The organism is Rhizobacter sp., assembly GCF_031412075.1.
GTDB lineage: Bacteria > Pseudomonadota > Gammaproteobacteria > Burkholderiales > Burkholderiaceae_C > Rhizobacter.
Genome location: NZ_JANOCG010000205.1, coordinates 1 through 14,290, shown reverse-complemented (window position 1 = coordinate 14,290; position 14,290 = coordinate 1). Strand labels below are relative to the sequence as shown.

The 14,290-nt window shown below is 65.4% G+C and carries 14 protein-coding genes; 6 read left to right on the top strand and 8 right to left on the bottom strand.

The window, feature by feature from the left end; all coding sequences use genetic code 11:
* From rpsR to dnaB, 3 genes are all read left to right on the top strand, one after another.
* Positions 1-216, top strand: a 216-nt coding sequence (gene rpsR / locus RMO40_RS07120; RefSeq protein WP_309718296.1) for a 30S ribosomal protein S18, incomplete at its 5' end; no start/stop codon positions are given.
* 11 nt (positions 217-227) lie between these two features.
* On the top strand, positions 228-680 hold the full coding sequence (gene rplI / locus RMO40_RS07115) for a 50S ribosomal protein L9 (RefSeq protein WP_309718295.1): 453 nt from the start codon (positions 228-230) through the stop codon (positions 678-680).
* A 140-nt stretch (positions 681-820) separates the two neighbouring features.
* Positions 821-2,248: a replicative DNA helicase gene (dnaB, locus tag RMO40_RS07110; RefSeq protein WP_309718294.1), complete on the top strand. Its 1,428-nt coding sequence runs from the start codon at positions 821-823 to the stop codon at positions 2,246-2,248.
* Positions 2,249-2,585: 337 nt separating this feature from the next.
* Here the strand turns inward: dnaB and RMO40_RS07105 are convergent, their stop codons facing one another.
* Positions 2,586-3,788: an ABC transporter substrate-binding protein gene (locus RMO40_RS07105; RefSeq protein WP_309718291.1), complete on the bottom strand. Its 1,203-nt coding sequence runs from the start codon at positions 3,786-3,788 to the stop codon at positions 2,586-2,588.
* Positions 3,789-4,037: 249 nt separating this feature from the next.
* Between RMO40_RS07105 and RMO40_RS07100 the strand changes: the two genes are divergently transcribed.
* Complete coding sequence (locus RMO40_RS07100; protein WP_309718288.1) at positions 4,038-4,292, top strand: heavy-metal-associated domain-containing protein; 255 nt, start codon at positions 4,038-4,040, stop codon at positions 4,290-4,292.
* A 9-nt stretch (positions 4,293-4,301) separates the two neighbouring features.
* On the opposite strand, the gene RMO40_RS07095 is transcribed toward RMO40_RS07100, so the two are convergent.
* Positions 4,302-4,670, bottom strand: coding sequence for a serine acetyltransferase (locus RMO40_RS07095; RefSeq protein ID WP_309718285.1), 369 nt, complete (start codon positions 4,668-4,670; stop codon positions 4,302-4,304).
* Positions 4,671-5,240: 570 nt separating this feature from the next.
* Between RMO40_RS07095 and RMO40_RS07090 the strand changes: the two genes are divergently transcribed.
* Positions 5,241-5,693: a PEP-CTERM sorting domain-containing protein gene (locus tag RMO40_RS07090; RefSeq protein WP_309718281.1), complete on the top strand. Its 453-nt coding sequence runs from the start codon at positions 5,241-5,243 to the stop codon at positions 5,691-5,693.
* A gap of 67 nt (positions 5,694-5,760) precedes the next feature.
* Positions 5,761-6,870, top strand: coding sequence for a PA0069 family radical SAM protein (locus RMO40_RS07085; RefSeq protein ID WP_309718278.1), 1,110 nt, complete (start codon positions 5,761-5,763; stop codon positions 6,868-6,870).
* Positions 6,871-6,880: 10 nt separating this feature from the next.
* Here RMO40_RS07085 and RMO40_RS07080 read toward each other — a convergent pair whose 3' ends face one another.
* The 6 genes from RMO40_RS07080 to RMO40_RS07055 all read right to left on the bottom strand — a co-directional run.
* Entirely contained in the window at positions 6,881-8,530 is a 1,650-nt protein-coding gene (locus RMO40_RS07080; protein ID WP_309718275.1) for a phosphoethanolamine--lipid A transferase, read from the bottom strand.
* A 47-nt stretch (positions 8,531-8,577) separates the two neighbouring features.
* On the bottom strand, positions 8,578-9,903 hold the full coding sequence (locus RMO40_RS07075) for an ATP-binding protein (RefSeq protein ID WP_309718273.1): 1,326 nt from the start codon (positions 9,901-9,903) through the stop codon (positions 8,578-8,580).
* Positions 9,900-10,580 (bottom strand): response regulator, encoded by a 681-nt coding sequence (locus RMO40_RS07070; protein WP_309718270.1) that lies wholly within the window; start codon positions 10,578-10,580, stop codon positions 9,900-9,902. The genes RMO40_RS07075 and RMO40_RS07070 overlap by 4 nt, the downstream gene beginning before the upstream one ends.
* A 30-nt stretch (positions 10,581-10,610) precedes the next feature.
* Complete coding sequence (locus RMO40_RS07065) at positions 10,611-12,287, bottom strand: response regulator (protein WP_309718267.1); 1,677 nt, start codon at positions 12,285-12,287, stop codon at positions 10,611-10,613.
* A 131-nt stretch (positions 12,288-12,418) separates the two neighbouring features.
* Positions 12,419-13,582: a molecular chaperone DnaJ gene (gene dnaJ / locus RMO40_RS07060; RefSeq protein ID WP_309718263.1), complete on the bottom strand. Its 1,164-nt coding sequence runs from the start codon at positions 13,580-13,582 to the stop codon at positions 12,419-12,421.
* Positions 13,583-13,675: 93 nt separating this feature from the next.
* On the bottom strand, positions 13,676-14,290 hold a 615-nt coding region (locus tag RMO40_RS07055; RefSeq protein ID WP_309718261.1), incomplete at its 5' end, for an Hsp70 family protein.

Here is a 14,290-nt window from a genome sequence, read left to right as displayed (position 1 = left end):
CGCCGCAAGCGCTTCTGCCGCTTCACGGTGACCGGCGTCGAAGAAATCGACTACAAGGACATCGACACCCTGCGCGACTTCATCGGTGAAAACGGCAAGATCACGCCGGCTCGCCTGACCGGTACGCGTGCCTTCTTCCAGCGTCAGCTGACCACCTGTATCAAGCGCGCCCGCTTCCTGGCGATGCTGCCGTACAGCGACCAGCACAAGGTCTGAGGAGCTATCACATGCAAATCATTCTTCTGGAAAAAATCGCCAACCTCGGCAACCTGGGCGACGTCGTCAAGGTCAAGGACGGCTACGCACGCAACTTCCTGATCCCCTCGCGCTCGGCTCGCCGTGCCACCGAGACGGCCATCAAGGAATTCGAAGCCAAGCGCGCCGAGCTCGAAAAGGCCGCTGCCGAGAAGCTGGCCGCTGCACAAACCCTGGGCGAGAAGATGAGCGGGCGCACCGTTCACATCACGCAAAAGGCGGGTGTGGATGGACGTCTGTTTGGCTCGGTGACCAACCATGACATCGCCGAAGCGCTGACGCGCATCGACTTCAAGGTCGCCAAGTCGCAGGTGCGCTTGCCCAATGGCCCGCTGAAGACGGTTGGCGAGCACACGGTGAGCGTGGCTGCGCACACCGACGTGGTGGTCGAGGTCAAGGTGGTGGTGGTGGGCGAGACCGACTGAGGTTTCTGCGCATCCCGCTAAAAGGGTCGGCATTGCCGGCCCTTTTTCATGTCTGTCCCCAGGCTGTCCCCTGAAGCTCCTCTGGATTTCCACAGCCTTGTGCACACCTGACGGGAGCTGCGACCCCTATCATTCCTCCGATGTCTGTTGTCTTCTCGACCCCCGGTTTCCCCGCCCACTCTTCTCGCTCCGACGACGAGGTGTCGCGTCTGCGCATCCCGCCGCATTCCATCGAGGCCGAGCAGAGCGTCATCGGCGGTTTACTGATCGACAACAGCGCGTGGGACCGTGCCGGTGACCTGCTCACCGACAGCGACTTTTACCGCCACGAGCACCGCCTCATCTACGCCGCCATTGGCAGCCTGATGAATGCGTCGAAGCCGGCCGATGTGATCACCGTGTTCGAGCAACTGCAAAGCCTGGGCAAGGCCGAAGACTGCGGCGGTTTGGCTTACCTGAACGCCTTGGCGCAGAGCGTGCCGAGCGCGGCCAACCTGCGGCGTTACGCCGAGATCGTGCGCGAGCGCGCAGTGCTGCGCAAGCTGGTGGCGGCCAGTGACGAGATCGCCACCGCGGCCTTCAACCCGCAGGGCCGACCGGTGCCGCAGATCCTCGACGAGGCTGAAAGCAAGATCTTCAAGATCGGCGAAGAAGGCTCACGCTCGCGCCAGGGTTTCATCAGCATGGACACCCTGGTGGTGCAGCTGATCGACCGGGTGAATGAGCTGCATGAAAACGGCGCCGAAGAAGTGACGGGCGTGCGCACCGGTTTCTACGACATGGACAAGATGACCGCCGGCCTGCAAGCCGGTGACCTGATCATCCTGGCGGCTCGCCCCTCGATGGGCAAGACAGCCTTCGCGCTCAACATCGCCGAACACGTGGCCGTCAACGAAGGCCTGCCGGTGGTCGTGTTTTCCATGGAAATGGGCGCCGCCCAGTTGGCGCTGCGCATGGTGGGCTCACTCGGCCGCATCGACCAGAGCAACCTGCGCACCGGCAAGCTGCGTGACGACGAATGGGGCCGCCTCTCCGAGGCGGTCGAAAAGCTCGGCAAAGCGGCCGTGTTCATCGACGAAGGCTCGGCCCTGACCCCCACCGAGCTGCGTGCGCGCGCGCGCCGCCAGGCACGCCAGTGCGGCCAGCTCGGCTTGATCGTGGTCGACTACCTGCAGCTGATGAGCGGCAGCAGTGGCAGCAGCGAAGAAAACCGTGCAACGGTCATCGGCGAGATCTCTCGCGGTTTGAAATCACTGGCCAAAGAGCTGAAATGCCCGGTGATCGCGCTGTCGCAGCTCAACCGAAGCGTCGAAACCCGCACCGACAAGCGCCCGATGATGAGCGACTTGCGCGAGTCTGGTGCCATCGAGCAGGACGCCGACGTGATCATGTTCATCTACCGCGACGACTACTACACCAAGGAAGCGTCGAAAGAGCCTGGTGTCGCGGAGATCATCATTGGCAAGCAACGGAATGGCCCAACCGGTACGGTGAAGCTGGCGTTCCTCAAGCCCTTGACGAAATTCGAGAACATGGCGCCTGGGAGTTCAGGTGGAGACATGTACTGACTTTCAGTCATTCGGCTTCAGTGTCGAGGGCTGAAATCCAGACCCGAGGGGCATCCTCACCGCGGGATCTCGCGGGGAGCGGTGTGGCTGGGGTCGGCTTGCGGGTTTGAGTTTCCGCCTCACGCCGTGGTCAGTCGGAACGAGTCAACGACCTTCATCATCGATTGCGCTTGCCCGTTCAGGCTCTCGGCCGGATCTGCGCGATGCCGGAACTCTGCTCGCCGGCCGACAACGCCATCTGGCCGACCAAGGCCGCGACCTTCTCCACGGTCGGGCTGTGGTGCGGTTGCAGCTTGCGTGCGCTCCGCCGTTCTCGGCAGCCCGCAACGCCCCCGCGTCACTGCTCCTTGCGTCTCAGATAACTCGCGCGCTTCGCATCTTCCGGGTAGAAGTACTTCACATCACCACCGCGCCACACGCCGAGCCAGACCATGTTGCGCGTGAAGGCGTCGTGGTCCTTGTCGGTGAACGGGTTCGAGTGCGTGGTCACGACGCCGGTGAACGGTCGCTGCAGGTTTTCGAGCGCGTTCTTCAAGGCCGGCCCCGAGGTGTCGCCCTTGGTCTGGAACAAGGCGTGCAACATCATGTAGACCGCGTCGTAGGTCTGCGCTGCCGCCATCAGCGAGCCGATCGGCTGGTCTCCGGCATGGCGCTTCAGACGCGCGATGAATGAAGAACGGCGCTCGTTGGACAAGTCCTGGATGATGGTCTGCACCATCACCGCTCCCTCAACGGCAGCGCCGGCACGCTCCGACACGAGGCGAAACGAGAGCGGCCACGGGCCATAAAGCGGCGCGCTGAGTTTGGCTTCCACACGCGACGTGGCCAGCACCGCAAACTCAGGGCCCACCGTGTAGCCGATGATCACGTCGGCGCCGGCCGCACGCGCCTCCAGCATCTGCTGGGTGAGCGACTTCACGCCCAGGTCGAAGCGCGCGCTGTAGACCGGCTTCAACCGCTTGTCGGCCAAAAACTTCTCCACGTCCTTCATGCCACCTTCGCCGTAGCCGGACTTGTCGGCGAAGATCGCCACCCGGATGAAGCCGCGCTTGACCACCTCGTCGACCAGCGCGCCGGCCTGCAAGGTGTCGCGCGCCGACATGCGAAAGATCATGCTCGTCGCAGCCGGGTACTTCGCGGTGACGGCCGAGCCCGTGGCCACCGGCACCATCAGCAAGTGCTGGTGGTCCTGGAACACGTCGACCGATTTGAGCGCGACGCCGGAGTTGCAAAAGCCGACGGTGAAATCGACCTTCTCCTTGAGCACCAGATCTTCAGCCGCCTTGCGGCCTTCGTCGGGGGTGGCCTTGTCGTCACGCGGTACCAACTCGATCGGCCGCCCCAGGTAGCCGCCGACTTCATTGATCTCCTTGGTGGCGAGTTCGGCACCGAGGCGCGCGCTGTTGCCGAAGTCCTGCGAGCCACCGGTGAACGGGCAGATGAAGCCGACACGTACCGGCTTGGCAGGCTGAGCGCTGGCACACACCGCCATCACAATCCCCAGCGTGCCGACCCAGAATCGAGCCTTGATGCGTGTCATGCTGATCGTCTCCATGCGAGCCAGAACCGCTTCATGATAGTGACGGCCGCACGGCGCAGGGGCCGGTAGAGCCAGGCCCTGCGTGGATTCATGCACGGAGTGTGAAGATATCGCGGCCACTTGCCAACGGCATGGCCAGGCGGCTGGCGAGCCGCTCGACATGGCCGGCTGTGTTGGCTAGAGCACAGAAGGAAAGCAGGGGTGACGCTATCTTGGAGGCACCCTTGTTCTACCGTCTGAGGAGCCACCTTGATCACCTTCAAAGTGAAAGACATGTTTTCCAGTCGCTCGGCCGGCACCATCGTGAAGTCGGTGAAGGCGCTGGACAGCGGCGCGAGAGTTCGCGTCAACATGGAAACCTACTCGGTGGAAATCGAACCCAGCTGGGCCCGGCCTGACGCTTTCCGCGAGGCGATTGGAAAGGCAGGGTTCACGCCCGAGGCGCCAAAAATCGCCCCGCCGAAGCCGCCCTTCGCAGGTGAGGTCGACCTGCCTCTGCCCTGACCCCGGGGCTCAAGCCACCCGTTGGCTTGGCGCGTGCGCTCCCTGGCGGCGTGGTTTGATGACAGCCGGCACTCCGATCGCGATTGAATTGGCCGGCACATCGCGCGTCACCACCGAGTTCGCCCCGATGAGCACGTTGTTTCCCACCGTGATGCGGCCAAGCAGCTTGGCGCCCGATCCGATGTCGACGTTGTTGCCGATCACGGCCGCGCACGGGTCGCTCACTCGGCTGAGGCCGATGCACACGCCATTGCGGATGCGGCAGTTGTCGCCAAACCTCGCGTAGCCGCTGATGATGATCCCGCCAAAATGGTCGATCACGAAGTTGCGACCGATTTCCACTTCGCAAGGCAACTCGATGCCGGTGACGATCTGCACGAACTTGAACGCGATCTTGTAGAGCCCCGACATCGGCTTGCGCAACCACACCGGCCGCACGCCGTAGCGCCACCGACCGAAACGGTAAACCACCAGCGCCCAAAAGCCTTGTGCCCCCCAATTGCCGCCATGCGCCCTGAGGTCGGCGCGGATGTTCGCAAATGGGCCTGCCTTCGCTGCAGGCAGGGCATGAGGCGTGGCAACTTCTCTGGCCGGGTGGTCGCCGAAACCTTGTCGTGGTTTGTTCAGCACAGCGTGTTCATCGGATGGAGAGGGTCTCGAAAGCCGCTTGGTGTTCTGAGTCTCAGTCACCGCCAGGTGAAGGTCTGTTCGATATCGAACACAGACGTTTCAGCCTGTGCGCAGGCGTCGGCGACAAGCACCACAGTGGGCCCCCTGATCAGGGGGTCGTGCGGCGCGGCGTACGTGCGCTAGCGCACTGACCGCCTGTCGGCTCTGCCGATACAAGCTCACATCGGCTGATCAGAATGATCGACAGATCGGCCGCGGCCTCGCTTGTCAACGCACGGCGAGTTGTCCAATTGCGTTGCGCCAGCCGAAAGGTTGTTCATGACTCCCGACCTCTCTCAGCTTCCACTGCGCTTGTTGGTTCTGGGCGCGTTGTGTACTGCTCCGTTGGCTTCGATGGCGACCGACGTGGCCGGTCTCAGTCGCGCCGAGAGCGTTGTTCACTCCACCAACACCTGGTTGAATCAGGCTCGCCCCTCGGCTTGGGCAGGCCAGGGCCTGGCGATGCAGGTGGGCGAAGCCGCACACCCCATGAGCTTTGCCTACGCCGCCGCCGAGCGCAGGCACGGGCCGCCGGCGCTCGCAGCGGTGTTTTCGCGTCATGGCGAATTGACTCACCTCGACGTGTGGTCGCCGAACTTTCTGGCGGAGAACTTCCCGTCGGGCCCTTTTGCTAGCGTCACCGCCCCGGTGCCGGAACCCGGCACCTACGTCCTGATGCTGGCCGGGCTGGTCGCGATCGGGTTCGCGATGCGTGGGCGCAGGCGCAGCTGAACACCCACGCCGAGTTGGCTTCGGCCTGACCGCAACAGGGGGATCAGATACTGTATAAACGTACAGTATGCATCTCCCACCTCCTGCACCGCCAGACCTGGGCACGCTCAAGGGCCGTGGGACTGCCTGGGCCATCGTTCACCGCTACACGCGCCAGCCGAGCGAAAGTTTTGACGACTGCTGGGGCACGCTCGAACAAGCGGCGCGTGAAGAGCGGGTACCTGTCGCCACGCAGATCATCGAAGAGCAGGTCAAGTCGATCCTCTCCAGCAACGACTCGCCTGACATCTCGTTCGACCTGTCGGTCAACCCCTACCGGGGCTGCGAGCACGGTTGCATCTACTGTTTTGCGCGGCCCACGCACAGCTACCTCAACATGTCGCCGGGGCTCGACTTCGAGACCCGCATCATCGCCAAGGTCAACGCGACACAACGCCTGCGCGAGGCCTTGGCGAGCCGCAATTACGAGCCCGCCTTGCTCAACATCGGCTCGGCAACCGACGCCTACCAGCCCATCGAACGCAAGCTCGGCATCACACGTTCGCTGATCGAGCTGCTGGCCGAGTGCAAACACCCGTTTTCGCTGGTCACCAAGTCATCGGGTGTGGAGCGCGACCTCGACCTCATCGCTCCGATGGCCGCCGAGCGGCTGGCGGCGGTGTATGTGTCGGTGACTTCGCTCGATGCCCATCTCTCGCGCATCCTGGAGCCGCGCGCCGCCTCGCCGCAGCGCCGCCTGCGCACCATCGAGACACTCGCCCGCGCTGGTGTGCCAGTGGGCGTGAGCGTGTCGCCGGTCATTCCCTTCATCAACGAGCCCGAGCTCGAGCGCATCCTCGAAGCCGCTGCGGCTGCCGGGGCCCGCTCGGCCTTCAGCGTGGTGTTGCGCCTGCCCTGGGAGGTGAACCCGCTGTTCCAGCAGTGGCTGGAGCAGCATTTCCCGCAGCGCGCCGCGCGGGTGATGGCGCGCGTGCGCGAGATGCGAGGTGGCAAGGACTACGACGCCACTTTCGGCAGCCGCATGAAGGGCGAGGGGGTGTGGGCTCAGCTGCTTCAGCAGCGTTTCGCCAAGGCCTGCGCCCGGCTCGGCCTCAACAAGACGCGCACCGAACTCGACCTCACGCTGTTTCGCAAGCCTCGGCTGGCACCGGCCGACGGGCAAGGTGAGTTGTTCTGACGCAGCCGCCTTACGCGGCCCGGCAAGGCGCCGTCACGTCGAGCGTGCTGCGGTAGACCTGCGTCTGCACACCCATCATTCCGAGCACGGTGTGGGACAGGTTGTCGTGGCTGAAGGGAGTGTCCAGCCGCTGTTTCAGACAGCCCGGCTTGAGCGATTGTTCGGTGGCGGCAGACAACCACATCACCATCGGCACTTGGGTTTGTTCCCGGGGTGCGAAGGCGTAGGGCAGGCCATGCAGATAGAGGTTGTTCTCGCCCAATGACTCGCCGTGGTCCGACACGTACAGCAAGGCTGCGTCATGGCGGTCCGCCTGCGAACGTAGCCAGGAAATGGTGATGGCCAGCACATGGTCGGTGTAGGCAATGGAGTTGTCGTAGGCGTTGACCAGCGCCTGCCGGTCGCAGTCTTGCAGCGCGATGGTCTGGCACTCGGGCTCGAAGCGCTTGTGCAAGGCCGGCGAGCGTTTCCAGTAGGCCGGGCCGTGGCTGCCCATCTGGTGAATCACCACCACCACGCCCTTGTCGCGGCGCTCGGCGGGCAGGGCCGCGATGCGCTCGTCGAGGCCTTGCAACGAAGCCTCGTCGTGGCATTCGCCGTCTTCACAAGCGGCCCCCGCCGAGTGGGCGTTGGCCACCCGATCGCACACACCCTTGCAGCCCGATTGGTTGTCGACCCACAACACCGCGAGGCCGGCGTGCTGCAACACGTCGAGCAGGTTTTCGTGGGGGCGATTTTCGGCCTCGAAACCTGCCTTGCCGAAGACGGAGAACATGCAGGGCACGGAGGCCGCGGTGCTGGTGCCGCAGGAGCTCACGGCGTGAAAGCTCAACACGTCGAGTTCAGCCAGGCGCGGTGTGGTGGGGCGTGTGTAGCCATTGAGCGAGAAGTGGTCGGCACGGGCGGTTTCGCCCAGCACCAGCACCAGCAGCGGTGGCTTGGCGCCGCTGGCCCGTGCGGCCAGGTGTGCGTCGGTGCCCACCGCCACCGGTGGGCCACCGGGTTTGGCTTGGGCGTCGGCGACGACCATGCCCAGAGCGTAGAAGGAGTTGAGCGGGTTGATCAGGTAGCGCACCGGTTTGTGGTTGCGCATGGTGGCCGACATGTCCGCAAAAAACAGCAGCAGCAGCGCCACCAGCACCACAGCGGCGGCCATCGCCCCCCACAGGTTGCGGCGCAACTGCTTCCAGCCCAGGCGCTGCACGCGCAGCGGCAGCAGCCAGGCCAGAGGCAGCACGCCCAGCAGCAAGGCGCTCGCGACCAGCTGGCCGCTCAGCAGATCGCGGGTTTCGTGCAGGTCGGTGTGCAGCACGTTGAGCATCATGGTGGAGTCGATCACCACGTTGTAGGCGCCCATGAAATGCGCTCCGGCAGCGCCCGACAGAAGAAACAGCACCAGCACCGGTTTGATGCTCCAGCGCCAGGCGGCCAGGCTCAGCAGCAGCGCGGTGAGCGCCGCCAGCATGGCGCACAGCGCGAGCATGAACAGGCGCCCTCGCACGCTGTGGGTTTCGGGCAGGCGGTCAAGGGCGGCCCACAGCGGCCAGTTCATCAGCGTGGCGACCCAGATGCTGGCCAGCCAGGCCAGGCTCAGCGGGTTCCAGCCTCTGTCTTCAGAGGCGGCGCCCTCAGGTGCGCTCAGAACCGACGGCGATGGCATGGCATTCAGCATCGGGCGCATTTTTAGCGCCCCACCTGAAGGCACGCTTAAGGCGGCGGAGCGTCTCCGATGCTCAAGGTGGCACGAAAGCCGTGCGCCACACCCGGTGGCGGCGACTCCAGCAGCAGGCTCGCGTGCTGCTGCTGGGCGATGCGGGCCACGATGGACAGGCCCAGGCCCGTGCCTTCGGTGTGAGTGGAGCCGCGCGAGTAGGGCTGGGAGAGTGTGGTCAGGACCGTGCTGGCCACGCCCGGGCCGTCGTCGCTCACGATCACCCGGCCCGGTGCTTCCACCCGCACCTGCACCCCCGCCTGTGGGGCGTGCTTGAGCGCGTTTTCGATCAGGTTGCGAATGGCGATGCCGAGTGCGTCCATGTCGCCTTGCACCACCACCGGCTGCGCCGGCAGCTGCACCGACAGGCGGTGGGTGGCGTCGGCGTGGTGGCGAAACTCGTCGAGCACCAGGGTGGCCAGTTGCCGCAGGTCGACCGGCTCGCGCTCCAGGCCGATGCCCGACTCCACCCGCGAGAGCTGCAGCAGCTTGGTGGCGGTGTTGCTCAGGCGGTCGAGCGAGCGCACCAGGGCCTGCGCACGTTCCTGCGCATCACCTGCGGGCAGCTCGGCCACCAGGCGCTGCGCCTGCGCGCGGGCTGCGGCCAGCGGGGTGCGCAGCTCGTGTGCGCTGCTGGCGGCAAAGGCCCGCTCTGCGCGCACCACACCTTGCAGGCGCCCGATCAAGGCGCCGATCGATGCCACCATCGGCTCGAACTCGGTCGGCAGGTCGTTCACCTGCAGGGGCGAGATGTCGGCTTCGGGCCGCGCGCGCAGTTGTTCGCTGGCTTGCTGCACACCCTTGAACGAGCGGCGCAACAGCGTGTCGATCAACAAGGCGGCCAGCGGCAGCAGGGCGAGGAGCGGCAGCACCAGGGCGGCGGTGCTTTCAGCCACGGCCTCGCGGCGCATGTTGAGCGGCTCGCCGACTTGCACCACCACACGCTTGTCGACCGTGCGGCGGGTGGCCACGCGCCAGCCGTTCACGGTTTGCACGCCGGGCTCGGCATCCAGCGGCCAGGGCACATCGCGCGTAGGCCCGGACTGGCGAAGCACCGCGCCTTGCTGGTTGCGCACCAGCACATGCATCACTTCTTCCGGCGGCACGGCTGGCAGCGACGCGATGACGGGCCGCTGGCCCCAGGCGTCGGTTTCGAGGGGAATCTGTTCGGCCAGCGAGACCAGGGCGCTGTCGTGCACCACGGTCAGCTCGTAACGCACGGCGATGGTGGCGACGATGGCCGCGACCGACCACAACAACGCGACCGCAATCAGCAGGCGCCAGCGCAACACGCGCGCCAGGCTCCAGCGGCGGGTGGTCATCCCGGTTGGCGCTCCAGGCGGTAGCCGAGCTGGCGCGTGGTGCTGATGGCGTCGGGGCCGAGCTTCTTGCGCAGGCGGCTGATCAGCACCTCGAGCGTGTTGCTGTCGGCGCTTTCGCCTTGTGAATACAGGCGCCGTGTCAGCGCCTCTTTGCTCCAGGTCTGGCCGGGGTGCACGGCGAGGCAGCGCAACAGACCCCACTCCATGGCGGTGAGCGAAAGCACCACACCATCGCGCTGCGCCAGCTGGGTCTGCAGGTCGACCTCTGCGCCGCCCACCAGACGCAGCAGCGGTGTGGGCGCCAGTGCGTAGCGGCGAGCTACTGCGTCGACACGTGCGCTCAGCTCTTCGAGGTCGAAGGGTTTGACGAGGTAGTCGTCTGCCCCCGAGGCGAGGCCATGGATGCGGTCGCGGATCTGGTCGCGCGCGCTCAGCACCAGCACCGGGAAAGGCGTGGTCTGGCGGCGCACCTGGGCCAGCAGGTCCATGCCATCACCGTCGGGCAGGCCGAGGTCGAGCAAGGCCAGATCGCTGTCGTGCTGCTCGCCCAGGCGGTCGAATGCGTCACGCGCGTGTGCAGCGGTCTTCAGCCATTCCACCGCATGGCCCTGGGCTTCGAGGTGGTCGGCCACCGCCTGGCCCAAATCGATGTCGTCTTCGATCAGTGTGATGTGCATGGCCGCGATTGTCGTCGCGCGCCGCAGGTTTCAGGCGGCGGTGGCCTCAGGGCTTGTACCGCCTGCCGGTGGGGCATCGCGCAGGTTGAGCGCACCGGGCTGGCGGCCGTTGTTCTGCCCCAGCGCGGCACCGCCCACGCCCACGGCGAAACGCTCGCGCAGCGAATCGGCGTGAACCGACAAGGCCTGCGCATCTGCAATCTTGTCGCCGTGACGCTGCAGCGACATGCGAGCCATCTCGATCAGCTTGGCATTCAGCGTGCGTTCAGCGTGGTTCAGCAGCGACTCCACTGCGTTGCGGTGCTTGCCTTGCAGCGTGTGGGTCACGGCCTGCTCGGCCATCTCGGTGATGCGGGTGTGGGCGTCACGCACTTGTTGGGCAAAGGGCGGGTGGGGAGCGGCCGCGCCGGCCAGCAACTCGGTCACGCCCTTGGTGCTGGCGAAACGCAGGCCCAATGCATCGACCCAGGCGTCGGAGCCGTCGAGCCGCAGCTCGGCGGCCGTCAGTTGCGACAGCAGGGCCAGCAGATTGCAGGCGGCTTCGACGTCGAGGCCGGGTTCGTTGAGGTCGGCGAACAGCTGACGCACTTCGGTGACCACGGCGGCCACCTGCTTTTGCAGCATCAGATTGAACACCTTCACCACCGAGACGAAGCGCTGCAGACGGCGGCTTTGAGGCATTTTCTCGGCAGCGTGTTGCAGGTTGTCCAGGCAGCGCTGCAGGCCCTTGCCGTCGCGCTGATGGAAGCGGGCAAAGCCCAGCAGCACCAGCGATTGACAGTCGAACATCTTCGAGCTGATGCCGATGGCTGCGGCGCGCTCGAGCATCTTGGCCGACTCGTCGCGGTCGCCCATGTAGAAGGCCAGCATGCCGTGCTTTTGCAGCCGCGTGATTGAACCCGGTGTGAGAGAACTGGCGCGGCGGTAGGTGTCGAGTGCCTCGCCCAGGCTGCCTTGTTCGACCTGCACCCGGCCCATCACGTCATAGGCATCGACGTGGCTCGGGTGGTCGCCGACCAGGCTCTCCAGCGTGCGCAGCGCCAGCACCGGTTGGTTGCTCTCGATCTGCGCGCGGGCGATGCCGAGGCGCGCCCAGGGCAGGGCGCCTGTTTCCAGCACGGCTTCGCAGAGCTTGCGCGACTCGTCGTGGCGGCCCTGGCGCAGAAGCAGCTCCGAGCCGATGCGCGCGGCGTAGAGCCAATACGCCCCGCGGCTCGCAAAGCGCTGCAGGCACAGGCGCGTGGCCTGGTCGTAGTCCTGGGTTTCGATGGCGCTGAAGATCTCGCTCAGCACCTTCTTGCGCTTGCGTGCCTGGGTGAGGCGTTCGCCCAGCGCGGTGGCGGTGTGGGGCTTGAGCAGGTAGCTGTCGAAGGCCGATTCGGCGGCATCGGCCACCATGGTGTACGAGGCCTCGCCGGTGACCACGATGAAGACGGTGGAAAACGGCAGCAGGTTGTTGCGCCGCAGGTCGTCGAGCAGGTTTTGCGCGGTGTAGCTGCTGTCTTCGCCATCGAAGCGGTGCTCGCACAGCACCACGTCGAAGGGTCGTGCCTCGAGCTGCTTGCGGGCGTCGTGGATGCGCCCGCACTGGGTCACCGTGCCCACGCCGAAGTCGCGCAGTTGCGAGGCCAGAATGCTTCGCGATGTCGGGTTGCCATCGACCACCAGGGCCCGGCACTCGGCGATGTCGCGATCCAGCAATTGCACGGTAACTCCAGGGCCGGCATCACGGCCGCAGCATGTAGAAGCTTGCTGCGGGCTGTGCCGGCCATGGCGGAGTTATCGGCGGGAGGGCTGGGTCACTTGAGTCACCCAGCCCGCTGCTCGCCTGCTTGCGCCTACTTGAAGAGATCTTTGACGCGGTTGGTCCAGCTCTTGGCGTTGGGCGAGTGTTTGTCGGGTGACTTCGCCAACGACTCGTCGAGCTCACGCATCAGCTTCTTCTGGTGCTCGGTCAGCTTCACGGGCGTTTCCACGCTGATGTGGCAGTACAGGTCACCCGGGTAGCTGGAGCGCACACCCTTGATGCCCTTGCCGCGCAGACGGAAGGTCTTGCCGTGCTGGGTGCCTTCGGGCAAATCGATCTCTGCCTTGCCGCCCAGGGTGGGCACCTCGATCGTGCTGCCCAGGGCGGCGGTGGTCAGGCCCACCGGCACGGTGCAGTGCAGGTCGTCGCCGTCGCGCTCGAAAATCTCGTGCTGCTTGATGCGGATCTCGATGTACAGGTCGCCGGCCGGGCCGCCATTGGTACCGGGCTCGCCGTTGCCGGCCGAGCGGATGCGCATGCCTTCGTTGATGCCGGCAGGGATCTTCACCTCCAGCGTCTTGTTCTTCTTGACCTTGCCCTGGCCAGCGCAGGTGGTGCAGGGCTCGGGAATGATGCGGCCACTGCCATGGCAGTGGGGGCAGGTCTGCTGGATGCTGAAGAAGCCCTGTCGCATGGTCACCGTGCCGCTGCCGCTGCAGCTGGGGCAGGTCTTGGAGTTGGTGCCGGGTTTGGCGCCGCTGCCATGGCAGGTGACGCACTCTTCATAGCTCGGGATGCGGATCTGCGTTTCCTTGCCGTGGGCCGCTTCTTCGAGCGAGATCTCCATCGCATAGCTCAGGTCGCTGCCGCGAAAAACCTGCTGGCCACCACCACCGCCGCGGCGTGGGCCGGCGCCCCCGCCCTGGCCACCGAAGATGTCGCCGAAGATGTCGCCGAATGCCTCGGCAAAACCACCGAAGCCCTCGGCGCCCGGGCCGCCCGGGCGGAAGCCACCGGCGTTGGGGTCGACACCGGCGTGGCCGTACTGGTCGTACGCGGCGCGCTTTTGCGCGTCGGACAGCATCTCGTAGGCCTCCTTGGCCTCCTTGAACTGCTCTTCGGATTTTTTGGCACCTTCACCCTGGTTGCGGTCAGGGTGGTGCTTCATGGCCAGCTTGCGGTAGGCCTTCTTGATGTCGTCCTCGGTGGCGTTCTTGGCCACGCCGAGCACGTCGTAATAGTCACGCTTTGCCATGTGCTTTTGCTGCTTCTTTTAACGCGAAATCCCCCGTGTGCTGATCAGCCCACGGGGGAAGGGGTCGCAGTGGGCCCGTGCCCGCCGATGCGCTTACTTCTTGTCTTTGACTTCCTTGAACTCGGCGTCGACCACGTTGTCGTCGGATGACGCCTTGGCCGAGGCGGCCTGCGGAGCGTCGGGCTCGGAGCCTGCAGCGGCACCGGCACCGGCTGCCGCCTGGGCCGCCTGCGCATCGGCGTAGACCTTCTCGCCCAGCTTCTGGCTGGCCGTCATGAGCGCTTCGGTCTTGGCCTCGATGGTCGCCTTGTCTTCGCCCTTGAGCGCTTCTTCGGCTTCCTTCAGCGCGGTTTCGATCTTTTCCTTCTCGGCAGTGTCGAGCTTGTCGCCATGCTCGCCCAGGGATTTCTTCACGCTGTGCACCAGCGCGTCGGCCTGGTTGCGTGCTTGCACCAGCTCGAGCTTCTTGTGGTCTTCGGCGGCGTTGAGCTCGGCGTCTTTCACCATCTGCTCGATCTCGGCTTCGGTCAGGCCCGAGTTGGCCTTGATGGTGATCTTGTTCTCTTTGCCGGTGCCCTTGTCCTTGGCTCCCACGTGCAAGATGCCGTTGGCGTCGATGTCAAAGCTCACCTCGATCTGCGGCGTGCCGCGCGGTGCCGGCGGGATGCCTTCGAGGTTGAACTCGCCCAGGCTCTTGTTGCCTGCCGC